This is a genomic window from Ramlibacter paludis, assembly GCF_022012305.1.
Taxonomy (GTDB): domain Bacteria; phylum Pseudomonadota; class Gammaproteobacteria; order Burkholderiales; family Burkholderiaceae_C; genus Ramlibacter; species Ramlibacter paludis.
The window spans coordinates 1,249,738-1,273,420 of record NZ_JAKLTM010000001.1 but is presented as its reverse complement, the minus strand read 5'-3'; the positions used below and the strand labels follow the sequence as shown (position 1 = coordinate 1,273,420).

Sequence of the window (23,683 nt, the reverse complement as noted above, 5' to 3'; positions counted from 1 at the left end):
CGGCGGGCGGGGTCAGCGACAGTGAAAGGTTTTGATGGAAACCATCACCTTGCGTGAATGGGACCCCGGCTCACGATGTCGAGCAGCTGAAGCTCGCCGCCGAATTCACGTCCCCCGTGCCCTTGTAGCGCGGATACGCCGGGTACTTGCAGACCGGCCGCGTCATGGTCGTCGCGCCACTGGTGGCATCGACCTTGGAATGCACGAGGCCCTGCGCCGACGGCGCCGTGCCCTGCTCCACCCAGGTCGCCATCGCCTTCAGCAGGTCCACCTTGTCCGGGCCCGCGCCGCCGTAGCAGTGCCCCACGCCCGGCGCCTGGAAGAACTCCAGCACCTGGTCGGTGTTGGCCTGGCCCATCTTCGCCACGACGCTCTCGTAGTAGCGCGAGTTGTCCTTCGGGCTGACCGAGCTGTCGGTGGTGCCGTTCCACATGATCATCTTGGCGCCGCGGGCGCGCAGGGCCGACAGGTCCGGGTTGTTCGCGTTGTACATGGCGCCCACCAGGTTCATCTCCGGCAGCCACTGGTCCGGGTTCCAGCCGAGCGGGTCGTAGCCCGGCGAGCGTGCGATGAAGCTGCGCACGAAGCCGTCGGAGAACAGGCCCTGCAGCGAGTTGCCGCCGAAGGCCGCCAGCGGCCACATGTATTCGGCCCAGCCCTTGGCATTGTTCTCGCCGCCGAAGAAGTAGCCGGTGTGCGCGAAGGCTCCGTCGCTCGTCGCGATCGGCGTGGTGATGGTGTTGACGGTGGCGATCTGCGCGTCCGACAGGCAGCTGTCGCCGGTGTCGGCGCCGCCCGTGCAGCGCAGCACCGTGGCGTCGAAGTTGCAGGCCGCCGGCTTGCCGATGATGCCGTCCACCAGGCCGTCGAGCCCGTCGCACTGCGCCAGCACCGCGTTCGCCAGCAGCGTCTGCTTGGCGGGGTTGAGCGTGTTGGCCGGCGTGCGCACCCGCTTGGAGATGCGGTTGAACTGCATGAACAGGCCCATGATGTTGCCGGCGGGCGCGCGCGCCACGATGCCGTCGAAGTCCTGCGGATAGCGCTGCGACTGCATCATCGCGTCGTGGCCGCCCATGGAGCAGCCTTCGAAGTAGCTCTTGACCGGCGCCGCGCCGTAGTAGGCCTTGATCACCTCCTTGCCCAGCGGCAGCGAGCGATGCTCCGACTGGTAGGTGAAGTCGGCCAGCTGCACGGGGTCGTACGCGAATTCGGCCTTGAACATGTCCAGCAGCGACGCCGGCGCGTCGTGGCCGCCGTTGGTGCCGACGGTGGCGTAACGGTCGGTGATCACCGATTCGCTGAACTGCAGCGCGGTGGCGACGGGAATGGAGCCGTCGAAGCCGCCGCCGCCCAGGAAGGCGAGCTTGCTGTTCCAGGCGCTGGTGGGCATGCGCGTCTCGAACTTCAGCGCCGAGTCGTTGAACTTGGCGGTGACCACGCAGTACTCGGGCTGGTTGCCGGTGGCGGCGACGATCTTGGCATCGGTCACCGCCGCGGCCCCGCCGCCCAGCGACTGGCCGGCGAGGTTCGTGCAAATGCCGGCTTGCAGCGCGGGCGGCGGCAGCAGCGGGCCGCTGTCGCCGCCGCCGCAGGCGGACAGCGTCACCGCGATGGCCGCGGCGGGAAGGATGCGCAGGTTCATGATGTCTCCTTTGGTTTGCGGGGTCCGGATGCAGATGCTCCCGGATTGCCGCGCGCCGCGAAACACCGATTGCAGATGGCGCCATCGGCAAACCAGATAAAGACCTGTCATCCCGGGCTTGACCCGCAATGACAGAATAGGCGCCCCAGGAGAGCCACCATCGAGATCCGCCAGCTCCGCTACTTCGTGCGCATCGTCGACCTCGGCAGCTTCTCGCGCGCCGCCGGCGAACTGCACATCGCGCAATCGGCGCTCAGCCAGCACGTCGCCTCGCTCGAAGCGGAGATGAAGGCCGTGCTGCTGCACCGGACCACGCGCGGCGTGCAGGCCACCGAAGCCGGGCAAAGCCTCTACCAGCACGCGCAACTGATCCTGCAGCACGCCGCCGACGCCAAGGCCGCGGTGGAGGCCGTGTCGGTGGGGCCGGCCGGCCACGTCGCCTTCGGCCTGCCGCTGTCGCTGGTGCCTTGCCTGGGCCTGCCCTTCTTCAACGCCGTGCGCGCGAGCTACCCGGCGATCCAGCTGCAGGTGCTGGAGGAGCTGAGCGGCACCATCCTCGAATGGGTGAAGAACGGCCGCCTGACCCTGGGCATCGCCTTCGACGACGGCAACCTCGAAGGCCTGCACACGGTGCCGCTGCTGGAAGAGCGCCTGTTCCTCATCGTGGCCAGGGATTCGCCCTTCGCCCGCCGCAAGGTCGTGCCGGTGCAGGAACTCGCGGGACTCGGCTTCGTGCTGCCGTCCAAGGGCCAGGGCGTGCGCACGCGCGTGGACCGCGCCTTTGAGGAAGCGGGGCTCGGGCCGGCGAACGTGGTGGCGACGATCGATTCGCTCACCATCCTGAAGCAGGCGGCCGCCGCGGGCGTTGGCCCGACCATCCTTGCCTGGATGAGCGTGGAGGCGGAGGTCCAGCGCGGCGAACTGGTCGCCGTGGAGATCACGCGGCCGGCGATCACGCGCGTGGCGCACATCTGCATGCTGTCGCCCACGCTGCGGCTGCGCGCGCCGCAGTGCGTGATGGAGGAACTGCTGCGTTGCGTGCAGCAGGCGACCCGGCCGGTTATGCGGCGCGGGCTTCGCTTCCTGCCAGCCGCACCACCTTCCCCGGGTTGAGGATGTTGTGCGGGTCCAGCGCCCGCTTGATGCGCCGCATCACTTCCACCGCGGTGGCGCCGTGCTCTTCTTCCAGGTAGGGGATCTTGTGCAGGCCGACGCCATGCTCGCCGGTGCAAGTGCCGTCGTAGCGCAGCGCGCGCCGCATCAGGCGCTCGCTGAGCTCCTCGGCGATCCTCACTTCTTCGGCATTGCGCGGATCGACCAGCAGCAGGCAGTGGAAGTTGCCGTCGCCGACGTGGCCGAACACGGGGGCGACGAGGCCGCTGGTGGCGATGTCGTCCACCGTCTCGGCCAGGCAGGCGGCCAGCTGCGAGATCGGCACGCAGGCATCGGTGGTGAAGGAGCGGCTGCCGGGCCGCAACTGCAGAGCGGCGAAGTAGGCGTGGTGGCGCGGCGTCCACAGGCGGCTGCGTTCCTCGGGCCGCAGCGCCCACTGGAACTCGCCGCCGCCGCAATCCTGCGCGATCGCCTGCAGCGCCGCCCCCTGCTCGCGCACCTGCGCCTCGGAGCCGCCGAACTCCAGGAACAGCGTCGGCGCCTCGGGCAGCGTGGTCTTGCTGTGCGCGTTGATCGCGCGCATCGTCAGCGCGTCCAGCATCTCGGCGCGCGCCAGCGCCACGCCGGTCTGGATCGCCTGGATCACGCAGTCGACCGCGCCTTTCACGTCGGCGAAGTTCACCACGGCGGCGGCCACGGCTTCCGGTTGCGGATGCAGCTTGACCGTCACCTCGGTGATGATGCCCAGCGTGCCCTCGGAGCCGCAGAACAGCTGCGTGAGGCAATAGCCGGCCGAGGACTTGCGCGCGCGGCGGGCGGTGCGCAGCACCTCGCCTTCGGCGGTGACCACCGTCAGCGACAGGATGTTGTCGCGCATGGTGCCGTAGCGGACGGTGTTGGTGCCGGAGGCGGAGGTCGCGACCATGCCGCCGATGGAAGCATTCGCGCCCGGATCCACCGAGAAGAAGAAGCCGCTGTGCGCGAGTTCGCGATTGAGGTCCTCGCGCGTGACGCCGGCCTGCACGGTGGCGGTGAGGTCCTCGGTGCGCACGGCCAGCACGCGGTTCATGCGCGAGAGATCGATCGATACGCCGCCCTCCACCGCCAGCAGGTGGCCTTCCACCGAGGAGCCGACGCCGAAGGGGATCACGGGCACGCGCTGCGCCGCACACAGGCGCACGACTTCGGCCACTTCCTCGGTCGATTGCGCGAAGACGACCGCGTCGGGCGGGCAAGGTTCGTAGGCCGATTCGTCGGTGCCGTGCTGCAGGCGCACGGCCTGGCTGGTGCTGAAGCGCTCGCCGAAGCGCGCGGCCAGCTGTTGCGCCAGTTCTTCCGGCAGTCCCTTGCCCATCGCGGTCTCCTTGTCAGGCGCGCAGTCTAGGCGCCGGGCGCCGGCGCGGGAAGTGCCCATTGCGCGATGGGGCTAGCTGCAAAACAGATGGCAGGCGATGATCCGGCCATGCAGACCCTCGTCAACGCCCCGGCCGACGCCCAGGCCGGCTACGTCTTCGCCCACGGCGCCGGCGCCGGCATGGAACACGCGTTCATGGAAGCCGTGGCGGCCGGCCTGGCCGAACGCGGCATCGCGTGCCTGCGCTTCAACTTTCCGTACATGGAGCAAGGCTCGAAGCGGCCGGATACGCCGGCCGTGGCGCAGGCCGCGGTGCGCGCGGCGGTGGAAGAGGCAGCGCGCCTGTGGCCCGGACTGCCGCTCTTTGCCGGCGGCAAGTCCTTCGGCGGGCGCATGACTTCGCAGGCGCAGGCGGCGCAGCCGCTGAATGGCGTGAAGGGGCTGGTGTTCGTCGGCTTCCCGCTGCATCCGGCGGGGAAGCCGGGGACCGAGCGGGCGAAGCACCTGGACAAGGTGCAGGTGCCGATGCTGTTCCTGCAGGGCACGCGGGACGAACTGGCGGACCTGGAGTTGCTGCGCGAGGTGATCGAACCGCTGGGGAAGCGAGCGACCTTGCACGTCGTGGAGCACGCCGACCATGCCTTTCACGTGCTGGTGCGGTCGGGGCGGAAGAACGCGGAAGTGCTCGAGGAAATCCTCGACGCGATGGCGGCGTGGATGAAACCCCTGTCATTGCGGGCTTGACGCGCTGGATCCCGGGTCGAGCCCGGGATGACAAGCGATCTACAAAGCCCGCGCGATGTAGACCGCCTCGCGCCCCACGATCGGCGCGCGCGCCGGCATGAGGATGGTGCAATCCTCCGGCGCACGGATCTCCGTCGGGCCGTCGGTCGCGATCAGCTCGCCGGCCCGGAAGGTCTCGAAGCCGACCACCGGCCGCGCGAAGCGGAACTCCGGGGTCTGGATCACGCGGGTCTCCAGCAGCAGGTAGCGCCGCTGCGGGGCCTGCACCTTGGGACGCGGGGCGACCAGGCCGAAGTGCGCCAGGAAATCCAGCGTCACTTCCACCGCCAGGTCCGACGTCGCCTGCTTGAAGTGCTGGCCGCATTCGGCCACGAGCGCGACGCCGGCGCCGGAAGACTCCTCGCCATGGCGCCCGTGCTGGATCACCGGCGTGCCCGAGCCCAGGCCGCTGGGCATCACCAGGTGCACCGAAGGCCGGCCGATTGCGAGCGCGCACTCCGCATTGCGCGCGAAAGCCGGGTACACCCAGAAGGGCACCACGTCCTGCGAGGTCGAATGCAGGTCGAGGATGTGGTCGGCCGCGGCCACCACCGGCCGCAGCTCGCGCGCGCGGCGCAGTTCGGAGCTGTCCTCGCTGCCGTCCAGCCAGGCCGGCGACCAGATGCGGTTGAGGTTGTGCACCAGCTGGCGGCTGTCGAAGGGCCTCTCGGTGTCGAACGACTCGTAGGCCGCAACATTGGCGAAGCTCACGGTCAGGGTGCCGATCAGCGGCCGCACGCCGGTGTCCAGCAGGTGCGTCGCCGCGGTCATGCCGCAGAACTCGTTGCCGTGCGTCAGCGCGTTGATCAATACATGCGGCCCGGGCTTGCCGGAGGCGAAGCGGTGCACATAGGGAACGCCGGTGTTGCCGGCCCGATAGGCCGACAGGTCGCGCGGCAGGACTTCGAAATCGCGGCGTTCACCCATGCTTCAGTTCCACTTCGTATGAAATTTTCCGGCGCAGTCGATGCGCTGGTAAGTATGCGCTCCGAAGTAGTCCCGTTGCGCCTGCAGCAGGTTGGCCGGCAGCCGCGGCGAGCGGTAGGCATCGTAATAGGCCAGCGCACTCATGAAGGCTGGCACCGCCACGCCATGCATCGCGGCGGTGGCGACCACCTCGCGCAGGTCTTCCTGGCATTCGGCCATCAGGCGGGCGAAGTGCTCGTCGACCAGCAGGTTGGCCAGATCCGGCTGGCGGCCCCAGGCCTTGCGGATGTCTTCCAGCAGGCGCGCGCGGATGATGCAGCCGGCGCGCCAGAGCGAAGCGATGGTGTCGAAAGGCAGGTCCCACTGGTACTCGCGGTCGGCCGCGCGCAGCAGCTGGAAGCCCTGGGCATAGGCGCAGACCTTGGCGGCCAGCAGCGCGCGCCGGATCTTCTCGACGAAGGCGGTGCGGTCGCCCTTGAACACCTTCGTCTCGGCGCCCGCGAGCACCGTAGAGGCCGCGACGCGCTCGTCCTTCACCGCGCTCACCGTGCGGGCGAACACCGCATCGGCGATGGTCGGCGCGGTCACGCCGAGGTCCAGCGCGGCCTGGCTGGCCCACTTGCCGGTGCCCTTCTGTTCGGCCGTGTCCAGGATGCGATCCACCAGGGGCTCGCCGCTGCGGGTGTCGGTGTAGCGCAGGATGTCGGCGGTGATGCCGACCAGGTAGCTGGAGAGCTCGCCCTCGTTCCACTGCGAGAACACGTCGGCCATCTCGGCCGCCGGCATGCCCAGCAGTTGGTTCATCAGCCAGTAGGCCTCGCAGATGGTCTGCATGTCGGCGTACTCGATGCCGTTGTGGACCATCTTCACGTAGTGGCCCGAGGCGCCCGGACCCACCCAGTCGCAACACGGCTTGCCGTCGTCGGCGCGCGCGGCGATCGCCTGCAGCATGGGCTGGATCAAGGGCCAGGCCTTCGCATCGCCGCCGGGCATGATGGCCGGGCCGCGCAGCGCGCCCTCTTCGCCGCCGCTGACGCCGGCGCCCACGTACAGGATGCCGGTATCCGCCAGTTCGGTGATGCGGCGCTGGGTGTCGGTGAAGCGGGTGTTGCCGCCGTCGATGACCACGTCGCCCGCGGCCAGCAGCGGCCGCAGGTCGGCAATGACCGCATCGACCGCGGCGCCGGCCGGCACCATCAGCAGCAGCTTGCGCGGCGCGCGCAGGCCGGCGACCAGTTCGGCCAGCGAGCGGGCGGCGCGGGCCGGCTTGCCGACGGTGCGCGCCGTGAAACTTTCACGCTTGTGCGCCTCGAGGTCGAAGCCGCCGACGGCGAAGCCCTTGCCGGCGAGGTTGAGGGCGAGGTTTTCGCCCATGACACCGAGGCCGACGATGCCGATGTCGAGGTCTTGCGGGTTGTCCATGGGCCGGGATTTTCCCAGACCCGCGCCCTTTCAGCCACGCACGCCGAATCTGACCTGCGAGCGCTCCCGGGCTTTCTCCGCTTCCACCTCGCGGTTCTTCGGTTCGGCGGTGGTCACGAGCGACGCGATCAAGGTACGCGCCGAGGCGGCGATTTCCTGAACGGCTCGGTCGAAGGCTTCCTCGTTGGCCCTCGACGGCACGTTGAAGCCGCTCAGCTTGCGCACGAACTGCAGCGACGCATCCCGGATTTCCAGCTCGGTGGCGGGCGGCTCGAAGTTGAAGAGGGTCTTGATGTTGCGGCACATGATGATTTGGATGTCATTGCGGGCTTGACCCGCAATCCATCGCCCGGCGCCTGGCTGGCTCCAGGAGATGGATCCCGGATCAAGTCCGGGATGACAAGCTAGAACTTCCCGAACTTCAGATACGCCTCCTGCGGATCGGTTCCCGCCAGGATCGCCGTGCGGACCTTGTTCTCGGTGGTGATCGCGGCCTCGGCCTTCTCGATCACGTCCTCGACGATCGCCTTCGGCACGCGCAGCAGGCCGTCGCGGTCGCCCACCAGGTAGTCACCCGGCGCCACGACCACGTCGCCGATGCGGATGTCGACCTCGATCGCGCGCGGCAGCCAGTAGCCGACGATGTCGCGCGGCGTGAAGCCGCGCGACCAGGTCTGGAAGCCCATCTCGATCAGGAAGTCGACGTCGCGCACGAAGCCGTCGGCCACGCAGCCCAGCACGCCCTTGTTCTTCAGCGTCTCGGCCGAGAGTTCTCCCATGTGCGCGACCACGCGGTCGTTGGGCTGCGACACCCAGATGTGGCCCGCCTTCGCCTTGGACAGCAGGCCGGTCCAGGCCAGCAGCGTCTCGTGCGCGTCGGCACGCGGGTCGACCTTGCCGTCGATGGTGAAGGCCGGCCCGGCGAGCCGCCGCTCGGGAAACAGCGGCCGCAGCTCGGGCGGGAAGGTGAAGTCGCGCAGGCCCATCGCGCGCATGACGTCGTGCACGACGCCGGTGTAGCACTGGGACAGCCGTCGGCTGATCTCGTCTTGCATGAGTCCTCCCGTTGGGTGGGTTCGCGCCAGCGACCCCATCATGCCTAGAGTAGCAGGAAGGCCGCCGCCGCCACCACCGTAGGCGCCAGCGCCCCCAGCAGCAATTCGCCCGCGCCGATCGATTCGTCGGCAAACCCGTTCTTCAGCAGCGCCAGCCCGGCCGGATTCGGCGCATTCGCGATCACCGTCAGCCCGCCGCCCGCCACCGCGCCCGCCACCAGGCTGTAGCGCGCTTCGGCCGACAAGCCTTCGATCAGCGAGCCCAGGTAGGTGAGCGCCGCGTTGTCCGTCACCGCGGTCAGGGCGATGGAGCCGAAGAACAACGCCAGCGGCGACAGCGATTCCACCAGCGGCTGCAGCCACCAGTGCTGCATGCCGCCCAGCAACACCAGGCCCGACAGGAAGAAGGCGACCAGCAGCGCCTCGCGCAGCAGCAGCGGCGACTGGTGCCGCTCGTAGGCACTGGTGAAGCCGAGGAACAGCAGGAACAGGCCGACGCAGGCGATCGGATGGTGCGCCACCAGCACCACGCCGGCGAGGAAGGCGCAGTGCACGGCCATCACGCCGACCGGAACCCGCGGGGACGGATCGGCCACGGCTTCGGCGGCGACGTGCTTGCGCAGCAGCCAGGTCGCGGCCGTGGCATTCACCAGCACCGCCAGCGCAGCCCTCCAGCCGAAGGTCTGCAGCATGAAGGCCGTGTCCCAGTTCCAGGTGCGGGCCACCATCAGCACCGGCGGCGCCGCATAGGCCGTGAGCGTGCCCCCGATCGACACGTTCACCAGCAGCACGCCCAGCGCGAAGTACTTGGGCGGCTCGGGCACCTCGGCGCGGAACACCAGCGGCGCGAGCAGCAGCGCGGCCAGCGTCATGGCGGCCGGCTCGGTGACCAGCGATCCCGCCAGCGGCACGACGGCCAGGCCCAGCCAGGTGCGCGCCAGCGGGCGCGGCAGCGGCATCGCGCGCGACAGGCCGGCGACGGCCCAGCGCACCGCGGCCATCACCGGACGCGAGGCGGCGATCACCATGACGACGAACACGAACACAGGCTCGGCGTAGCTGCGCGATTCCGCATAGGCGAGCGCATTGGCGGGGCCCTGCATCAGGGCCAGCGCGGCGACCAGCACGCAGGCCCAGAAGCCGAAGACCACTTCGACTTCGCCCAGCAGGTGGAAGGCGCCGGCATGGCGAGGAAAGCGGCGCGACAGCTGTTCGAGGCGCTTGGCGAACAGCACGTGCAGCAGCGCCAGCACGAACAGCACGGCCGCCACGATTTCGGGGGCGGCGGGGGGATGGGGCAGGAAGGGCATGGGCGTGGGTGTTGCGCGCGGCGGCCCGACCTGCGCTGAACCTGCCCGCCACCCACTGCGCCGGACACCCAAGGCCCGGAGTCTAGCCGTACCATGCCGGGCATGCCTTACCAACTGCTCTACTGGCCGTCGATTCCCGGCCGCGGCGAGTTCGTGCGCCTGTCGCTGGAGGCGGCCGGCGCCGAGTACGTCGACGTCGCGCGCGGCGACGAACAGCGCGGCATGGGCGTGCCGGCGCTGGAACGCATCCTCTCGTCGCCGCAGGTCGCGCGTCCGCCCTTCGCTTGCCCGGTGCTGGTCGACGGCAAGCTGGTGATCGGCCAGACCGCCGCCATCCTGCTGTACCTGGGTCCGCGCCTGGGCCTGGTGGGCGCGAGCGAAGCCGACCGCCTGTGGACCCACCAGGTGCAGCTCACCATCGCCGACATGGTGGCGGAGGCGCACGACACGCACCATCCCATCGCCAGCGGCCTCTACTACGAAGACCAGAAGAAGGAGGCGCTGCGCCGCGCCGAAGACTTCCGCAAGGAGCGGCTGCCGAAGTTCATGCAATGGTTCGAGACCGTCCTGGAGCGCAACACGCGCAACGGCCGCGCGGCCTTCCCGCACCTGGTGGGCGGCCGCCTGAGTTATGCGGACCTGTCGCTGTTCCAGCTGGTGGACGGCCTGCGCTACGCGTTCCCGAAGGCCACCGGCCGCGTGCTGAAGAAGGCGCCGCGCGTCGCCGCGCTGCATGCGGGCGTGGCGGGCCACAAGAAGCTGGCCGCGTACTTCGCCAGCGAGCGGCGGCTGGCCTTCAACGAAGAAGGCATCTTCCGGCGCTACCGCGAGCTCGATGCTTGAAGTCCTGTACCAAGACGAGGACCTGGTCGCCATCGACAAGCCGGCGGGGCTGCTGGTGCATCCGAGCGCGCTCGACGCCCACGAGGAGCGCACCGCCTTGCAGTTGCTGCGCAACCAGCTGGGCGAGCGGCTCTGGCCCTTGCATCGCCTGGACAAGGCCACCAGCGGCGTGCTGCTGTTCGCGCGCAATGCGGAAGCCGCGCGGCGCTGGGGCATGGCGTACGACGCAGGCGAAGTGCGCAAGGCTTACCTGGCGCTGGTGCGGGGCTGGCCGGCGGAGCGCGGCGAGATCGACTATCCGCTGGCGAAAGATCCGGAGTTGCCGTCCGAAGGACAGGCCAGGCTGCCGGCCGTGACGCGCTACCAGCGGGTCGCGACTTTCGAGTGGCCGTTCGCGGTCGATGGCCGGCATCCCACCAGCCGCTATGCGCTGGTGCAGGTGGAGCCGCTCACTGGCCGCCGCCACCAGATCCGCCGCCACTTCAAGCACATCGCGCATCCGCTGGTGGGCGATACGACGCACGGCAAGGGCGCGCACAACCGGGCGGTGGCGCGGCACCTGGGCCTCGACCGCCTGTGGCTGCATGCGGCCTGGGTGGAGTTGCCGGGGATGCCGCGGATCGCCGCGGCGTGCGGGCCGGAGTGGTCCGCCCTCAGCCCGGCTTGATTTCCAGCTGCTTCACCAGCGCGGGATACTCACGCAGGTCCTGCGCAATCGTCTCGCCCAGCACGGCCGGCGTGCCGCCGGCCAGTTCCCAGCCGTTCACCTGGGCGCGGGCCTTCATCTGCGTCTCGGCCAGCGCCACGTTCAAGGCCTTGTTCAGGCGTGCGACGACGGGAGCCGGCGTGCCCTTCGGCACAGCCAGCCCGATCCAGAACGACGGGTCGTAGTTGCGGTAGCCTGCTTCCAGCAGCGTCGGCACCTGCGGCAGCGACACCAGCCGGCGCGAGGCGGTCTGCACCAGGGGCACCAGGCTGCCGCCCTGCAGGCCGGGCTGGGCCGAAGCGAAGTCCAGCAGCGCCAGCGACACCTCGCCGGCCATCAGGCCGGTCAGCAGCGTACCGCTGCCCTTGTACGGAACGTGTGTCAGCTCGATGCCGGCCAGGCGCGCGAACTGCTCGACGGCGATGTGGTTGGTGGCGCCTATGCCGGCGCTGCCGTAGAACAGCTTGCCCGGATTCGCTTTCGCATACGCGACCAGGTCTTTCAGCGTCCTGAAGGGCGCCTTCGCATGGGTGACGAACATGCCCACCGCGCGCAGCACCAAACCGACCGGCGCCAGGTCCCGCACCGGGTCGACCTGTGCGCTCTTCTGCACCAGCGGCGCCATCACGTGGTTGGAGCGCGAGGTGACGAGCACGGTGTAGCCGTCGGCCGGGGCGCCGGCCACGGCAGCGGTGCCGATCAGGCCGGATGCGCCGGGGCGGTTGTCGATCACCAGCGGCTGGCCCAGTTCGGTGCGCATGGCGTCGGCCAGGAAGCGGCCGACGATGTCGGATGGACCACCGGGCGGGTTGGGCACCACCAGCCGGATCGGCCGGTCCGGGAAGCCCGCTTGTGCCCAGGCGCCGGGCGCGAGCGCGCACGCCGCGGCGGCGGCGATGAAGGATCGGCGATCGGGGTGCATGGCTTCAGTTCTCCAGCTGGATCTTCTTGTCGGCGATGGTCTGCGCCCACTTGCGACGGCTGGCCGCCACGGTCTGCGCGAGATCCTGGCGAACGCCGCCCTCGGGCGTCATTGCCATCGTGGCGAACTTCTCGATCGTCTCCGGCGCCTGCAGCACCGCATTGAGTTCGCGGTTGAGGCGGTCCACCACGTCGGCCGGTGTGCCGGCCGGGGCGAAGATGCCGAACCAGGTCGCGCCTTCGTAGCCGGCAAAGCCTTGCTCCGCCAGCGTGGGCACCTGCGACCAGGCGGCGACGCGCTTGGCGGCGGTGCTGCCGATGATCTTCAGCTTGCCGGCCTTCTCGCTGGGCAGCGCCTGGGCCGGCGACATGAACATCAGGTCGATCTGGTTGCCGAACAGCGCATTGGCCGCGGCCGGCGAGCCCTGGTAGGGCACGTGCAGCAGGTCGATCTTCGCGGCCTGTTCGAGCTGGATGCCCCACAGGTGCGCGGCGCTGCCGAGGCCCCAGGTGCCGTAGGTCAGCTTGCCCGGCTGCGCCTTCGCGAGCGCCACGAGTTCGGCGCCGGTCTTCGCCTGCAGCGCGGGGCTGCCGACCAGCATCAGGGTCGGCCGCGACACCAGCACCACCGGTGCAAAGTCGTGCTCCGGGTCATAGCCGGGCGACTTGTACAGCAGCGGGTTGAGCGCATGGGTGTCGAGATTGCCGATGCCGATGGTGTAGCCGTCGGCGGCAGCGCGCGCCAGGGCCTGGGTGCCTATCAAGGCATTGGCGCCGGGCCGGTTGTCCACCACCACGGGCTGCTGCAGCCGCTTGGCCAGGCCATCGGCGAGCGTGCGCGCCACGTTGTCGGCGGGCGAGCCTGCCACATAGGGGACGAGCAGCTTGACCGGCTTGTCCGGGTAGGCGGCTTGCGCGGAAATGAAGGCCAGGGCCAGCAGCGCGAGAAGGGAACAACGAAGGGGACGCATCTTGTGTTTCTTGGGATCAGGAGTCGGAAAGGTTCGATTGCCGGCGGGTCAGCTGCGCCGGGCCAGCGCCGCTGCGATGGCCGGGTCGTTGCGGCCATCCACCAGCACGAACAGCATGCGGCAGGGCTTGCCGGAACGGTTGGCCCAGGCGTGGTTGGTGCCGCGCTGCACGACCACGGTGCCGGGTTTGCACTGCACTTCGCCGCGGTCCAGCACCAGCGTGAGCTCGCCTTCGATCACCACGCCATAGTCGACGGTCTCGGTGCGGTGCATCAGCGGATGCGGGGCGCCGGCATGGGCCGTCGACGCGCCGGCATCGCCGATCTCGGAGAAGCCGGCGCGCAGCGAATCGGCGCCACGCGCATGCAGCTCCGCGGTGTCGGGCGGAATGTCGACGAAACGGATGCGCGTGCCGTGTTCGGGCGGCGGCAGCTTCAGCGGGCCTAGCGTCGGGTCGGCGCCGTTGTCCACCGGCGCCGGCGTGGCGCTGGTGGACCAGACCTCGTGGAAGATCGTGCCGGGGATGGCCTTCACTTCGACCACGGTCGGCAGCGGCCCCTGGCTCGAGACGACAGCGGCGCCGTCGGCATCGTGGCCGGTGACCACGCGGTGGATGGCAGGCAGGCTCATGCAGGTCTCCTTCGGGAAAATTCAGGCGCGCTGCCAGCGCAGCAGGCGTTGCTCCGCCGCCGCCAGCAGCGCATTGGCGCCGAAGCCGATCACGCCCAGCAGGACGATCCCGGCGAACAGCTCGCTGGCGCGGAACGACCGGGCCGCCAGCAGGATCGCCTGGCCCAGGCCGGTCTGCGACGCGATCATCTCGCCGACCACGGCGACGATCAGGGACACGGTCATCGACAGGCGCATGCCGGCCAGGATGTCGGGCATGGCGCTTGGCAGGCCGATCTTCCAGATGAAGTCGCGCCGCGGCAGTTGCAGCGCGCCGGCCACTTCGCGCAGGCGCGGCTCGACGGATGCGAAGCCGTGCAAGGTGGCCAGCAGCACCGGCCACATCGCGCCGAAGGCCACGACCGACAAGACCATGTTGGGCCCGAGACCGAAGATCGAGATGGCCAGCGGCATCACGGCCGATGCCGGCAGCGGCCGGATGAACTCCAGCATGGGCTGCAGCCACGCGCGCGCGGCGGCCGAAGTGCCGATCGCCGCGCCGAGCATGATGCCGAGCAGGCAGGCCAGCAGCCAGCCTTCGACCATGCGGCGCAGGGTCTGGCCGCTTTGCTCCAGCAGCGCGCCGCCTTGCAGCCCTTCGACCAGGCTCGCGAAAGTCGCCTCGGGCGTCGGCAGGAACACCTTGCTGACCCACTGCAGGTGGCTGGCCAGCCACCAGAGCGCAAGGAACGCCGCCAGCACCAGCAGGGAACCGATCCAGCCGCTGCGCCGGGTCATGCTGCCGCCCCCATCGCGCGGGCGACGCGTTGCTGCAGCCGCAAGGCCAGCGCGTTGATCGCATAGCCGACGACGGCGATCCAGAACAGCCAGGCGAGCATCAGCGCCGGGTCCAGGCTTTGCTGCGAAACCATGATCGCGTAGCCCATGCCGTAGGGGTTGGCGGCGATCTCCACCGTCACCGCCACGACCAGCGCGATGGCGACGCCGAGCCGCAGCGCGACGAAGAGCCGGGGCACCATGGCCGGCAGCACGATCTTGCCCAGGCGGGCCAGCGGCGACAGGCCGAGCGCGTGGGAGACCTCCAGCAGGCGCGGATCGACCTGCCTGGCGGCGGCCTGCGCGAGCACCAGCATCGGCCAGAACACCGCGAATGCGACCACCGAACTCTCCATTCGCACGCCGAAGCCGAACACCAGCATCGCCAGCGGGATCAGTGCCACCGACGGCACCGGGCGCAGCACTTCCACCGTGAGGAAGCCCCAGCGGCCGGCGCGCAACGAAAGCCCGAGCCAGACGCCCACGAGCGTGCCGAGGATGAAGCCGATCGCCAGCCCTGTCGCGGCGCTCCACAAGGTGAAGCCGGTGGCCTGCAGCAGCGAGCCATCGGCGACGGCCTTGCCGAAAGCCACGGCGGCAGCCGTCGGCGCCGCCAGCGCATCGCTGCTCTTGCCCGGCCCGCGCGCATACCACTCCAGCAGCGCCAGCAGCACCATCGGTGCAGCCGCGCCGCGCGCAACGGCCAGCAGCCTCGCGCGCATCAGTGGTGCCCCAGGTAGTGGTACAGCTCGCGCCGCAGCCGCAAGTACTCGGGGTGCTCCTTCGTCTCCAGCTGGTTGCGCGGACGCGGGATGTCCACGTCGACGATCGCGGCCACACTCGGCTTCTCCGGCGTGGGGTTGGAACGCAGCGCAATCACCCGGTCGCCGAGGTAGATCGCTTCGTCGAGGTCGTGCGTGACGAACAGCACCGTCAGGCCGCTCTCGCGCACCAGCCGCGCCACTTCGTCCTGCAGCGACTCGCGCGTCATCGCGTCGAGCGCGCCAAAAGGCTCGTCCATCATCAGCAGCCGTGGCTCCTGCGCCAGGCAACGGGCGATCTGCGCGCGCTGCTGCATGCCGCCGGAGAGCTGCAGCGGAAACTTCTCCGCGTGCTGCGCCAGGCCGACGGTCTGCAGCACGCGGGCAATGCGCGCCGGACGCTCCGCCGGCGGGACGCCCGCCGCCTCCAGCGCCAGGCTCACGTTGCCCGCCACCGTGCGCCACGGCAGCAGCGCGCGCCCATAGTCCTGGAACACGAAGGCTGCCTCGCGCGAAGGCCCGCGCACCAGTTCGCCCGCGCGTCGCACCTCACCGCCGCTGGGCGTGACGAAGCCGGCGGCCGCGCGCAGCAGCGTGGTCTTGCCGCAGCCGGAGGGGCCGATGATGCAGACGAACTCGCCCTGCCCCACGTGCACGGTGGTGGGCGACAGGATTTCGCGGCCGCCCAGGTGGATGGCCACGCCGTCGAAGGCCAGCAGCGGCGCGAGTTCCGGCTTCACTTGACGATCAGATTCGCCAGCGCGGGCTTGGCCTTGAGCAGCTTCTGCTCCACCATCTGGTCGGCCCACCAGCCCAGCACCGGCTCGGTCACCACCGGCAGCGGCGGGCTGATCTGCACCGTGGCCAGTACGTCGGGCGGCAGCTTGATGTACTTGCCGATGTGCTCGCGAACCTTGGCGCTGTTCTTCGGGTCGTTCAGGAACCTGGCGGCCTCGCCGATCGCGGCCTGGAAGCCCTTGGCCGCGGCCGGATTCTTCTGCACCCAGTCGCGCCGCGCGACGAACACCAGCGAGGGCAGGCCATCGGGCAGGAAGGTGGAGTAGTAGGAGGCGACGTAGCCGATGCCGCTGCCGACGATGCGCGCCATGAACGGGTCGGCCGTCACCACCGCGTCGAGCGAGCCGCCGCGCAGCAAGTCGCCGTGCTGCGGGAAGGCGGCTTCGATGAAGTTGACCTTGTTGTAGTCGACGCCCTGCGACTTGAGCCAGGCGCGGAAACCGACGTGCAGGAAGGCGCCGAGTCCGGGCACGCCGATCTTCTTGCCCGCGCAGTCCTGGGCGGTCTTGATGCCGGCGCCCGCGCGCGCAACCAGGCCGATGCCGGTCATCTTCTTCGAGGTGGCGCCGCCGCCGGTGAGCACCACCTGGTCCAGCCCGCCATCCACGGCCTGCAGGAACACCGAAGGCGTCGGGCCGCCCAGCTGGATCGAGTCCGACTGGATCGCAGGCGGGATCGAGGGATTGAGGGGAATCAGCTTGGGCTCGATGTCGAGGCCGTGCTTCGTGAAGTACCCCTCCTCGCGGGCGATGAACACCGTGGCGAAGTCAGTGACTGCGGTGTAGCCGAAGATGGCCTTCAGCGGCGCCTGCGCGCGCAGCGGCAGGGCCGCCGCGGCCAGGCCGGCGGCGCCGGCAGCGATCACCACGCGACGGGAAATCTTGTTGTTCATGCTGGTCTCCAGTTTGTCTTCATTGCTGCCGCATCTGCAGCAACTCGGGCCGAGGCACGCAGGTGAAACTGGCAGCCACCTTCGGGTCGCCGCTGCCGTTGTAGCGCGGCCAGGCCGGGAAGCGGCAGGCGGGCATGGTGTTGATCAGGGCGGCGTCCTCGATGCTGCGGTTCTCCGCCACCGGCGCATCGGGCGGCACCTGGCCGCGCAGCACCCAGTCTTCCAGCATCGCCAGCGCGTTCACCTGGCTGGTGCCGCCCACGTTGTGGCTGCCGCCGGCGGGAACGTACAGGCGCATGAAGCGGTCGGTGGCCGCGTCGCCCAGCTTCTGCCGCACGCTGCCGAAGTACTCGGCGGACAGCGTCAGCGGCGACGCGTTGTCGGCCGAGGGATGGACCACGATCAGCTTGCCCCCGCGCGCCGCGAACGCGGAGAGGTCCGGGTCGGTCGCGTCGAACAGGTTCGACAGCCAGGCGATGCGCTGCGCGTGCGGGCGCAGGTCGAAGCCGTAGGGATCGAAGTCGTCCTTCTGCACGATGGTGTGGCGGATCAGGAAGCCGGCGAAGTTCAGCACCGCGCCGCGCCGGGGCTCGAAGCCGAAGCCGGGCGGCAGTGGCCGCGACGGCGCCTCGGTGCCCACGGCATAGAAGGGCCATTGCCAGCCGGTGCCATCCTCGTCGCCGGTCACGCCGAAGCCCGGCACCCGCGTGACGCCGTTGGCGAAAGGCACGGCCAGCTGGCGCGGCTCGCGGATGGCGTTCACCGACGCCAGCTGCGCGGGCGTGAGGCAGCTGCCGGGTGCGTCGCCGGGTTTGCACAGGAGCTGCGCCGCGTCGTTGGGGCATTCCAGGTACTTGGCGACCACGCCGTCCCGCAGGCCGTCGGCGGCGTCGCAGCTGGCCCGCGTGCGGTCCGCCACCAGCTTGATCGCACGGGCGTCGAGGAAGCCGGCGGTGAGCGCCGTGCGCACTTCGTTGTCGAACAGGTGGATCGGGTACCAGCTGATGACGGGAGAGGTCGCGATCACGCCGTCGTAGTCGCGCGGGAACTTCTGCGCGGCGCGCAGCGCCTCGCGCCCGCCCGCCGATTCGCCGCTGAAGAACACGTGCGTCGGCTTGCGGCCATAGGCCGCCTCCACCACCACCATCACGGCGTCGCGCGTCTTCTTGATCTCCTCGTACGCCCAGTTGCGCAGCACCTCGTCGTTGCGCGCGAAGGCGAAGCTGGTGGGGCCCGCGCGCGGGTGCCCCTGGTCGCTGCCGTAGGTGACGTAGCCCTGCGTCACCGGGTACGGCACGTTCACGGGGTTCGGATCGAAGCGGCCGGAGGCCTTGTTGCCCGGCGCCGTGATCACCACGCCGCCCATGCCGCCCCCGCCGGACTGCAGCGCGCGGCCGTTCCAGTTGGCCAGCGGCAGGTTCACCGCGAAGTTGATCGGCGACGCATTCGCGTCCAGCGGATTCACGCGACCCTGCACCAGGCAGCGCGAGGGCGTGGTCAGCAGGTGTTCGCCTTCCGCGTCCCGAAACGGCGCGACTTCCGGTGCGCGCTCCGCGCTGGTGACGACGGCCCCGTTGGTGGGGAGGCCGATCGCGGAGGCGGGAATCGCCAGGCCGGCCAGCTGCTCGCAGCGCTGGAGGGCCATGGGCGTGAAAGGCACGGCAGGCGCCGGCCCCTGCAAGCCGGCGCAACCGGCCAGGCCGGCGGCCGCCAGGGCGAAGGCGAGGGATGTCTTCATTCTTGTCTCCTTTTGGGTGGTTTTTGTCATTCTTCGAAGATGGCGACCGCGCGGGTCCAGCCGGCGGACGCACCCCGGATCTTGTGCGGAAAACAGCTGATGGTGAAGCCGTCGCCCGGCAGCGCTTCCAGGTTGTGCAGCTTCTCCAGGTGGCAGTAGCCGATGTCGCGGCCGGCCTTGTGGCCCTCCCAGATGAGGGACTTGTCGCCCGTCTCGGCCACCTTCTGCGCGGTGTACGAGAAGGGCGCGTCCCAGCTCCAGGCATCGGTGCCGGTCACGCGCACGCCGCGCTCCAGCAGGTACATCGTCGCCTCGTAGCCCATGCCGCAGCCGGCCTGCACGTAGTCGTTGTTGCCGTAGCGCGAGCCGGCGCGCGTGTTGACCACCACGATGTCGAAGGGCTGCAGCACGTGGCCGATGCGCGCGAGCTCCGCCTCGACGTCCTTCGCGGTCGCCACGTAGCCGTCCGGGAAGTGGCGGAAGTCCAGCTTCACGCCGGGGCGGAAGCACCAGTCCAGCGGGATCTGGTCGATGGTCTTCGAGGGCTTGCTGCCGCCCAGCTTCGCGTCCTGCGTCGAGTGGAAGTGCCAGGGCGCGTCCAGGTGGGTGCCGCTGTGCGTGGTGAGCGTCACCCATTCGGCGGCCGCGGCCTCGCCGTCGGGATAGTCCGCGGCGGTGGTGCCAGGCAGCATGTGCATGAACTCCGGCAGCGTGTCGGCGTGCTTCTGGTAGGTGATCTTCGGCGCCAGCGGCGGCGGGTCCGAGAGCACGTCGTTTTCCAGGTAGATCGAGAGGTCGACGAAACGGGGCATGCTGCTTACTCCGGCTTGGCGGCTTGCACGACGCGCTGGTCGATGGCGCCGAAGACCGGCTGGTCCTGCCAGCGGGCCTCCATGCGCACGCGGTCGCCGAACTTCATGAACGGCGTCTTGGGCGCGCCTTCGTTGATCTGCTCGATGGCGCGGCGTTCGGCGATGCAGGCCGAGCCCTTCTTGCCGCCGGCGTTGGACACCGTGCCCGAGCCGATGATGGTGCCGGGCGACAGGCGCCGGGTGGCGGCCGCGTGCGCGACCAGCTGGTCGAAGCCGAAGTTCATCTCGCGCCCGTTCGGGTCGCCGAACCAGCGGCCGTTGTATTCGATGGCCAGGTCCAGGCCCACGCGCGCGTCGCGCCACGCGTCGCCGATCTCGTCGGGCGTGACGGCCACCGGCGCGAAGCTGGAGGACGGCTTGGCCTGGAAGAAGCCGAAGCCGGTCTTCATTTCGCGCGGGCCGAAGGCGCGCAGGCTGACGTCGTTGATCTGCACCAGCAGCGCGATGCGGCTGCGCGCCTGCGCCGGCGTGCAGGCCATGGGCACGCCGGCGACGATCACGCCGAACTCGCCTTCGAAGTCGATGCCGTGCGCCTCGTCCGGCAGCGGAACATCGTCGTGCGGGCCCAGCAGGTCGTCGGAGCCGCCCTGGTACATCAGCGGGATGGTTTCGGCGTCCGGGATCGGCGGCATGTTGAAGGCCGTCTGCATCAGGTTGCCGTGGTTCAGGAAGGCCGAGCCGTCGCACCACTGGGGAGCGCGCGGGAGCGGGGCGGCGGCTTCGCGCGGGTCGAAGTCGAAGGCGCCGTCGGCCTGGCCGGCATTCAGCTGCGCGTAGAGCTTCTGCAGCTGCGGCTCGCAGCCGGACCAGTTCTCCAGGGCGGCCAGCAGGCTGGGCGCGATGCGCGTGGCGTCGACGGCGCGCTGCAGGTCACGCGAGACGACGACCAGGCGGCCGTCCTTGCTGCCGTTCTTGAGGGTGGCGAGTTTCATCGTTGCTTTCCTTCGTTCCAGTGCACCAGGGGCAGGCCCGCGACGGGGGCGCGGAAGCTGGGCAAGGTGGTGCCGCGCAGGCTGCCCAGGTAGACGGTGTGCAGGTCGGGGCCGCCGAAACTCAGGCTCGCCATCCACGGGCACAGCGTGCCGGCGGTGGCGCCCATGATCTCGGGCGTCAGGGTCCGCGCTTCGTAATGCTGGTTCAGGCGCTTCACGGCCTGCGGGTCGCTGTCGTCCAGCAGCGTGAGCACGTCACGCTCGGGCGTGATGGCGACGAGCTTGTCGGTCATGACCAGCGTCACCCACAGGTTGCCGTAGGCGTCGAAGGCGAAGCCGTCGGGGAAGCCTTCGAGCCGCGCCGGGCCGTAGACCTCGCGCTCGCCCAGCGAACCATCGGGCCGCACGCGCAGGCGCGAGATGCGGCGGGCGTTGCTCTCCACCACGTAGAGCCACTCCTCGTTGGCATCCATGCGGATCTCGTTGGTGCCCTCGAAGCCGTCGGCGACGATGCGCGCGTTGCCCTGCAGGTCGAACAGCGCGATGTAGCCGTCGGCCGCCCGCGCATTGATCGAGTCGGTCCACGGCTGCATGCGCGTGGTCACCGTGAGGTAGAGACGACCCTGGCTGTCCCGCAGCGGGAAGTTGGCCTTGCCCAGCGGCTGGCCGTCGATGCGGTCGAACAGGCGGCGCAGCCGGCCGTCGCGCGTCATCACCTCCACCGCATCGGTGCCCCAGTTGGCGATGAGGAAGTCGCCGTTGGCAAGGAAGGTCATGCCGTTCGGGAGCGAACCCTGGCTTTGGACGTAGCGCGCCTGGAAGTCGGTGGCGGAAGCCGGCGGCTGCTGCGGCGCCACCAGCTGCTGCGTGCCATCGGGCGCGATGCGCGTCGCACCGCCGCGGGCATCGGCCGCCCAAACGGTGCCGTCGCGTTCGCACAGCACGCATTCGGGCCGCTGCAGGCCGTGGCCGACGTGGCGGATCGCGGCGCGGTCCACCTGCCAGCCCTTGAGCGGATTGTTCTTTCCCATGGTCGCAGCGGACTCTAGGGAAAGGCGGCGGCCGCCGCCAACGGAATCTGGCGATGGCAGCCATCGGCGGGCGCAATACCTGCGCGGCTATCATCGGCCCATGCGGTACCAGCGGATCGACCTCAACCTGCTGATCGCGCTGGACGCGCTGCTGGCCGAACGCAACGTCACGCGCGCGGCCGAGCGCATGCACATGACCCAGTCGGCCATGAGCGGCGTGCTGGCGCGGCTGCGCGAATACTTCGACGACCCGCTGCTGGTGCCGATGGGACGCGCCATGAAGCTGACGCCGCGCGCCGAAAGCATGATCCAGCCGGTGCGCGACATCCTGCTGAAGGTCGACTCCACGCTGGGCGTGCGGCCGGACTTCGACCCGGCGACCGCGCGGCGCCACTTCACGGTGATCGCCTCCGACTACGTCTCCAACGTGCTGATGGCCGAAGTGCTGCGCCGCATCGCGCTGGTGGCGCCGGGCCTGAGCTTCGACGTGCGCCCGAGCAGCATGACCATGGCGCAGGACCTGGACCAAGGCCGCGCCGACTTCCTGGTGACGCCCGCGCACCTGACGCTGGCCGACCATCCGCAAGCGGTGCTGTTCGAGGACACCTACCAGGTGATCGCCTGCGCCCAGCATCCGCAGCTGCAGGACGGCATCACGCTGGAGCAGTACCAGTCACTCGGCCACGTGGTCTACCAGAACGAACAGGGCGCCAATCCGTGGTTCGAGTCCTGGTACGCCAACCAGCACGGCCAGACGCGCCGCATCGAGGTGGTGACCCACGGCTTCGTGCTGATGCCGCGCTTCGTGGTCGGCACCCGCCGCATCGCCACCGTGCAGACGCGGCTGGCGATGCAGTTCGAGCAGTCGATGCCGGTGCGCCTGTTCGAGCCGCCGATGGAAACGCCGCGGCTGACCGAGGTGCTGCAGTGGCATCGCTACCGGGCGGATGATCCGGGGGTGCAGTGGGTCAGGGTGCAGATCGAGGGGGTGGCGGGGGGGATGCCGGGGATTTGAGAGGGATGGGGGGTCTGCTCTTTGGCCGAAAGCTGCCGTCGGAAGGTAGGGGGAATGTCCTCTGGGAGAATCCGCCGATGTACTCCGCCACCTTCATCTTCGCCAAGGGCCAATTCGACGACGAGTTCCATCGCATCGACCAGGACATCGCGGAAATGGCGCGCTCCTCGCCTGGGTACCTCGGCGAGGAGGCCTGGGAGAATCCCGCGACGGGACTGGTCTCCAACGTCTACTACTGGGAATCGCTCGAAGCACTGCAGTCCCTGATCGAGCATCCCCGGCATCTTGAAGCGAAAGCCAAGCAAGGCAGATGGCTTGCTGGTTACCAAGTCGTGATCTCGCAGGTCCTGCGCGTCTATGGGGACTCGAAGCTCGAGGGCTTGCTTCCTGTCACGAGCGCCGACTGAAGCCTCTTTCGGACATCTCATGTCCCTTCTCGCTTTTGCCTTCGCTGCCGCGCTTCTTGCCATCACGCCAGGTCCGGGCATGGCGTATGTGGTTGCCCGTACAGTCGCGGGCGGGCGGGCCGAAGGCTTGGCCTCCTGCTTCGGCACTGGCCTCGGCGGCATGCTCCACGTGCTGGCTGCCGCCTTGGGCCTGTCATTGCTGGTTGCCCAGTCGGCCTTCGCCTTCAGCGTAGTGAAGTACGTCGGCGCCGCCTACTTGATCTACCTGGGCCTTCGCATGCTCCGCGGCAAGGAGCAGGCCTTGCGTGCCAATCCCGTCGCTTCGCAAGGTCCTCGACGAGCCTTCCGCGAGGGGATCGCGGTCGAATTCCTGAACGTCAAGACAGCGCTGTTCTTCCTCGCTTTCCTGCCTCAATTCGTCTCTTCCGCCCAGCCTCTCGCGGCGCAGCTGGCGCTTCTTGGGACGATCTGCGTGGCCCTCAACACGCTCGCAGACGTGGTGGCGGTGTTCGCTGCGGACAGATTGCTTCGATCGAGCGCGGTTCGAGCAGGGCGCGCTCGCTTGATGACGCGCGTCTCCGGCATGACGATGCTGGGGCTTGGTGTCTATCTCGCGCTTGCCAAGCGCCAAGCTTGACGCGGTCGGATCCTGCGGCCGAATCCAGCCACGGCGGAGTCAACCAGAGCAGACTCACCCTTCCCAGCCAAGCCCCCTCAGTCGCATCACCCGGCCCGATACAAGCC

The 23,683-nt window shown here is 69.5% G+C and carries 25 protein-coding genes; 7 read left to right on the top strand and 18 right to left on the bottom strand.

Annotation, left to right across the window (positions count from 1 at the left end):
• Nucleotides 1-70 precede the first annotated feature (70 nt).
• On the bottom strand, nt 71-1,642 hold the full coding sequence (locus tag LZ009_RS06545; RefSeq protein ID WP_275697060.1) for a tannase/feruloyl esterase family alpha/beta hydrolase: 1,572 nt from the start codon (nt 1,640-1,642) through the stop codon (nt 71-73).
• A gap of 159 nt (nt 1,643-1,801) precedes the next feature.
• Between LZ009_RS06545 and LZ009_RS06540 the strand changes: the two genes are divergently transcribed.
• Entirely contained in the window at nt 1,802-2,755 is a 954-nt protein-coding gene (locus LZ009_RS06540; RefSeq protein WP_346730726.1) for a LysR substrate-binding domain-containing protein, read from the top strand.
• Here the strand turns inward: LZ009_RS06540 and LZ009_RS06535 are convergent.
• Nucleotides 2,703-4,109 carry an FAD-binding oxidoreductase gene (locus LZ009_RS06535; RefSeq protein ID WP_275697059.1) on the bottom strand — a complete coding sequence of 469 codons (1,407 nt, stop codon included), beginning with the start codon at nt 4,107-4,109 and terminating at the stop codon, nt 2,703-2,705. The genes LZ009_RS06540 and LZ009_RS06535 overlap by 53 nt on opposite strands.
• Before the next feature lie 108 nt (nt 4,110-4,217).
• On the opposite strand from LZ009_RS06535, the gene LZ009_RS06530 reads away from it, so the two are divergent.
• On the top strand, nt 4,218-4,853 hold the full coding sequence (locus tag LZ009_RS06530; protein ID WP_275697058.1) for an alpha/beta hydrolase family protein: 636 nt from the start codon (nt 4,218-4,220) through the stop codon (nt 4,851-4,853).
• 39 nt (nt 4,854-4,892) lie between these two features.
• On the opposite strand, the gene LZ009_RS06525 is transcribed toward LZ009_RS06530, so the two are convergent.
• The 5 genes from LZ009_RS06525 to LZ009_RS06505 all read right to left on the bottom strand — a co-directional run bounded on the left by LZ009_RS06525 (nt 4,893) and on the right by LZ009_RS06505 (nt 9,606).
• Nucleotides 4,893-5,819, bottom strand: coding sequence for a M14 family metallopeptidase (locus tag LZ009_RS06525; protein WP_275697057.1), 927 nt, complete (start codon nt 5,817-5,819; stop codon nt 4,893-4,895).
• A 3-nt stretch (nt 5,820-5,822) separates the two neighbouring features.
• Entirely contained in the window at nt 5,823-7,241 is a 1,419-nt protein-coding gene (gene gndA, locus LZ009_RS06520) for an NADP-dependent phosphogluconate dehydrogenase (RefSeq protein ID WP_275697056.1), read from the bottom strand.
• 30 nt (nt 7,242-7,271) lie between these two features.
• Nucleotides 7,272-7,547 carry a DUF2277 domain-containing protein gene (locus LZ009_RS06515; protein WP_275697055.1) on the bottom strand — a complete coding sequence of 92 codons (276 nt, stop codon included), beginning with the start codon at nt 7,545-7,547 and terminating at the stop codon, nt 7,272-7,274.
• A gap of 98 nt (nt 7,548-7,645) precedes the next feature.
• Nucleotides 7,646-8,296: an RraA family protein gene (locus LZ009_RS06510; protein ID WP_275697054.1), complete on the bottom strand. Its 651-nt coding sequence runs from the start codon at nt 8,294-8,296 to the stop codon at nt 7,646-7,648.
• A gap of 44 nt (nt 8,297-8,340) precedes the next feature.
• Nucleotides 8,341-9,606 carry a putative Na+/H+ antiporter gene (locus LZ009_RS06505; RefSeq protein ID WP_275697053.1) on the bottom strand — a complete coding sequence of 422 codons (1,266 nt, stop codon included), beginning with the start codon at nt 9,604-9,606 and terminating at the stop codon, nt 8,341-8,343.
• Between the two features lie 102 nt (nt 9,607-9,708).
• Here LZ009_RS06505 and LZ009_RS06500 point away from each other — a divergent pair, with 102 nt between their 5' ends.
• Together LZ009_RS06500 and LZ009_RS06495 are read left to right on the top strand one after the other, a co-directional pair.
• A complete protein-coding gene (locus LZ009_RS06500; RefSeq protein WP_275697052.1) occupies nt 9,709-10,449 on the top strand; it encodes a glutathione S-transferase in 741 nt (246 codons plus the stop codon).
• Nucleotides 10,442-11,116: a pseudouridine synthase gene (locus LZ009_RS06495; RefSeq protein ID WP_275697051.1), complete on the top strand. Its 675-nt coding sequence runs from the start codon at nt 10,442-10,444 to the stop codon at nt 11,114-11,116. Before LZ009_RS06500 ends, LZ009_RS06495 begins: the two co-directional genes overlap by 8 nt.
• Here the strand turns inward: LZ009_RS06495 and LZ009_RS06490 are convergent.
• The 11 genes from LZ009_RS06490 to LZ009_RS06440 are packed head-to-tail and all read right to left on the bottom strand — an operon-like array spanning nt 11,103 to nt 21,517.
• Nucleotides 11,103-12,077 (bottom strand): Bug family tripartite tricarboxylate transporter substrate binding protein, encoded by a 975-nt coding sequence (locus tag LZ009_RS06490; protein ID WP_275697050.1) that lies wholly within the window; start codon nt 12,075-12,077, stop codon nt 11,103-11,105. The genes LZ009_RS06495 and LZ009_RS06490 overlap by 14 nt on opposite strands.
• 4 nt (nt 12,078-12,081) lie before the next feature.
• Complete coding sequence (locus LZ009_RS06485; protein WP_275697049.1) at nt 12,082-13,047, bottom strand: Bug family tripartite tricarboxylate transporter substrate binding protein; 966 nt, start codon at nt 13,045-13,047, stop codon at nt 12,082-12,084.
• A 48-nt stretch (nt 13,048-13,095) separates the two neighbouring features.
• Nucleotides 13,096-13,677, bottom strand: a complete 582-nt coding sequence (locus LZ009_RS06480; protein ID WP_275697048.1) for a cupin domain-containing protein — start codon at nt 13,675-13,677, stop codon at nt 13,096-13,098.
• 21 nt (nt 13,678-13,698) lie between these two features.
• Nucleotides 13,699-14,454 (bottom strand): ABC transporter permease, encoded by a 756-nt coding sequence (locus tag LZ009_RS06475; protein WP_275697047.1) that lies wholly within the window; start codon nt 14,452-14,454, stop codon nt 13,699-13,701.
• Entirely contained in the window at nt 14,451-15,215 is a 765-nt protein-coding gene (locus LZ009_RS06470; RefSeq protein WP_275697046.1) for an ABC transporter permease, read from the bottom strand. The genes LZ009_RS06475 and LZ009_RS06470 overlap by 4 nt, the downstream gene beginning before the upstream one ends.
• On the bottom strand, nt 15,215-15,994 hold the full coding sequence (locus LZ009_RS06465; protein WP_275697045.1) for an ABC transporter ATP-binding protein: 780 nt from the start codon (nt 15,992-15,994) through the stop codon (nt 15,215-15,217). The genes LZ009_RS06470 and LZ009_RS06465 overlap by 1 nt, the downstream gene beginning before the upstream one ends.
• Nucleotides 15,991-16,944 carry an ABC transporter substrate-binding protein gene (locus LZ009_RS06460; protein WP_275697044.1) on the bottom strand — a complete coding sequence of 318 codons (954 nt, stop codon included), beginning with the start codon at nt 16,942-16,944 and terminating at the stop codon, nt 15,991-15,993. Before LZ009_RS06460 ends, LZ009_RS06465 begins: the two co-directional genes overlap by 4 nt.
• Before the next feature lie 19 nt (nt 16,945-16,963).
• Nucleotides 16,964-18,682, bottom strand: a complete 1,719-nt coding sequence (locus LZ009_RS06455) for a tannase/feruloyl esterase family alpha/beta hydrolase (RefSeq protein WP_275697043.1) — start codon at nt 18,680-18,682, stop codon at nt 16,964-16,966.
• 26 nt (nt 18,683-18,708) lie between these two features.
• Nucleotides 18,709-19,494 carry a cyclase family protein gene (locus LZ009_RS06450; RefSeq protein ID WP_275697042.1) on the bottom strand — a complete coding sequence of 262 codons (786 nt, stop codon included), beginning with the start codon at nt 19,492-19,494 and terminating at the stop codon, nt 18,709-18,711.
• Between the two features lie 5 nt (nt 19,495-19,499).
• Nucleotides 19,500-20,486 carry a fumarylacetoacetate hydrolase family protein gene (locus tag LZ009_RS06445; RefSeq protein ID WP_275697041.1) on the bottom strand — a complete coding sequence of 329 codons (987 nt, stop codon included), beginning with the start codon at nt 20,484-20,486 and terminating at the stop codon, nt 19,500-19,502.
• Nucleotides 20,483-21,517, bottom strand: a complete 1,035-nt coding sequence (locus LZ009_RS06440) for an SMP-30/gluconolactonase/LRE family protein (protein WP_275697040.1) — start codon at nt 21,515-21,517, stop codon at nt 20,483-20,485. Before LZ009_RS06440 ends, LZ009_RS06445 begins: the two co-directional genes overlap by 4 nt.
• 100 nt (nt 21,518-21,617) lie before the next feature.
• Here LZ009_RS06440 and LZ009_RS06435 point away from each other — a divergent pair, with 100 nt between their 5' ends.
• The 3 genes from LZ009_RS06435 (at nt 21,618) to LZ009_RS06425 (ending at nt 23,576) form a co-directional block, all read left to right on the top strand.
• Nucleotides 21,618-22,532: a LysR family transcriptional regulator gene (locus LZ009_RS06435; protein WP_275697039.1), complete on the top strand. Its 915-nt coding sequence runs from the start codon at nt 21,618-21,620 to the stop codon at nt 22,530-22,532.
• A 77-nt stretch (nt 22,533-22,609) separates the two neighbouring features.
• Nucleotides 22,610-22,939, top strand: a complete 330-nt coding sequence (locus tag LZ009_RS06430) for an antibiotic biosynthesis monooxygenase family protein (RefSeq protein WP_275697038.1) — start codon at nt 22,610-22,612, stop codon at nt 22,937-22,939.
• Between the two features lie 19 nt (nt 22,940-22,958).
• The gene (locus tag LZ009_RS06425; RefSeq protein ID WP_275697037.1) at nt 22,959-23,576 is read left to right on the top strand and encodes a LysE family translocator; all 618 of its coding nucleotides are present in this window, start codon (nt 22,959-22,961) and stop codon (nt 23,574-23,576) included.
• Nucleotides 23,577-23,683 lie beyond the last annotated feature (107 nt).

What these genes read in the sequence shown, in the direction of transcription:
- LZ009_RS06500 (WP_275697052.1), top strand. Translation starts at nt 9,709, where the DNA reads ATGCCTTACCAACTGCTCTACTGGCCGTCGATTCCCGGCCGCGGCGAG.
- LZ009_RS06505 (WP_275697053.1), bottom strand. Translation starts at nt 9,606, where the DNA reads ATGCCCTTCCTGCCCCATCCCCCCGCCGCCCCCGAAATCGTGGCGGCC.
- LZ009_RS06495 (WP_275697051.1), top strand. Translation starts at nt 10,442, where the DNA reads ATGCTTGAAGTCCTGTACCAAGACGAGGACCTGGTCGCCATCGACAAG.
- LZ009_RS06515 (WP_275697055.1), bottom strand. Translation starts at nt 7,547, where the DNA reads ATGTGCCGCAACATCAAGACCCTCTTCAACTTCGAGCCGCCCGCCACC.
- LZ009_RS06475 (WP_275697047.1), bottom strand. Translation starts at nt 14,454, where the DNA reads ATGACCCGGCGCAGCGGCTGGATCGGTTCCCTGCTGGTGCTGGCGGCG.
- LZ009_RS06450 (WP_275697042.1), bottom strand. Translation starts at nt 19,494, where the DNA reads ATGCCCCGTTTCGTCGACCTCTCGATCTACCTGGAAAACGACGTGCTC.
- LZ009_RS06445 (WP_275697041.1), bottom strand. Translation starts at nt 20,486, where the DNA reads ATGAAACTCGCCACCCTCAAGAACGGCAGCAAGGACGGCCGCCTGGTC.
- LZ009_RS06545 (WP_275697060.1), bottom strand. Translation starts at nt 1,642, where the DNA reads ATGAACCTGCGCATCCTTCCCGCCGCGGCCATCGCGGTGACGCTGTCC.
- gndA (WP_275697056.1), bottom strand. Translation starts at nt 7,241, where the DNA reads ATGGACAACCCGCAAGACCTCGACATCGGCATCGTCGGCCTCGGTGTC.
- LZ009_RS06530 (WP_275697058.1), top strand. Translation starts at nt 4,218, where the DNA reads ATGCAGACCCTCGTCAACGCCCCGGCCGACGCCCAGGCCGGCTACGTC.
- LZ009_RS06440 (WP_275697040.1), bottom strand. Translation starts at nt 21,517, where the DNA reads ATGGGAAAGAACAATCCGCTCAAGGGCTGGCAGGTGGACCGCGCCGCG.
- LZ009_RS06480 (WP_275697048.1), bottom strand. Translation starts at nt 13,677, where the DNA reads ATGAGCCTGCCTGCCATCCACCGCGTGGTCACCGGCCACGATGCCGAC.
- LZ009_RS06470 (WP_275697046.1), bottom strand. Translation starts at nt 15,215, where the DNA reads ATGCGCGCGAGGCTGCTGGCCGTTGCGCGCGGCGCGGCTGCACCGATG.
- LZ009_RS06510 (WP_275697054.1), bottom strand. Translation starts at nt 8,296, where the DNA reads ATGCAAGACGAGATCAGCCGACGGCTGTCCCAGTGCTACACCGGCGTC.
- LZ009_RS06525 (WP_275697057.1), bottom strand. Translation starts at nt 5,819, where the DNA reads ATGGGTGAACGCCGCGATTTCGAAGTCCTGCCGCGCGACCTGTCGGCC.
- LZ009_RS06455 (WP_275697043.1), bottom strand. Translation starts at nt 18,682, where the DNA reads ATGAAGACATCCCTCGCCTTCGCCCTGGCGGCCGCCGGCCTGGCCGGT.
- LZ009_RS06425 (WP_275697037.1), top strand. Translation starts at nt 22,959, where the DNA reads ATGTCCCTTCTCGCTTTTGCCTTCGCTGCCGCGCTTCTTGCCATCACG.
- LZ009_RS06435 (WP_275697039.1), top strand. Translation starts at nt 21,618, where the DNA reads ATGCGGTACCAGCGGATCGACCTCAACCTGCTGATCGCGCTGGACGCG.
- LZ009_RS06460 (WP_275697044.1), bottom strand. Translation starts at nt 16,944, where the DNA reads ATGAACAACAAGATTTCCCGTCGCGTGGTGATCGCTGCCGGCGCCGCC.
- LZ009_RS06535 (WP_275697059.1), bottom strand. Translation starts at nt 4,109, where the DNA reads ATGGGCAAGGGACTGCCGGAAGAACTGGCGCAACAGCTGGCCGCGCGC.
- LZ009_RS06430 (WP_275697038.1), top strand. Translation starts at nt 22,610, where the DNA reads ATGTACTCCGCCACCTTCATCTTCGCCAAGGGCCAATTCGACGACGAG.
- LZ009_RS06490 (WP_275697050.1), bottom strand. Translation starts at nt 12,077, where the DNA reads ATGCACCCCGATCGCCGATCCTTCATCGCCGCCGCCGCGGCGTGCGCG.
- LZ009_RS06485 (WP_275697049.1), bottom strand. Translation starts at nt 13,047, where the DNA reads ATGCGTCCCCTTCGTTGTTCCCTTCTCGCGCTGCTGGCCCTGGCCTTC.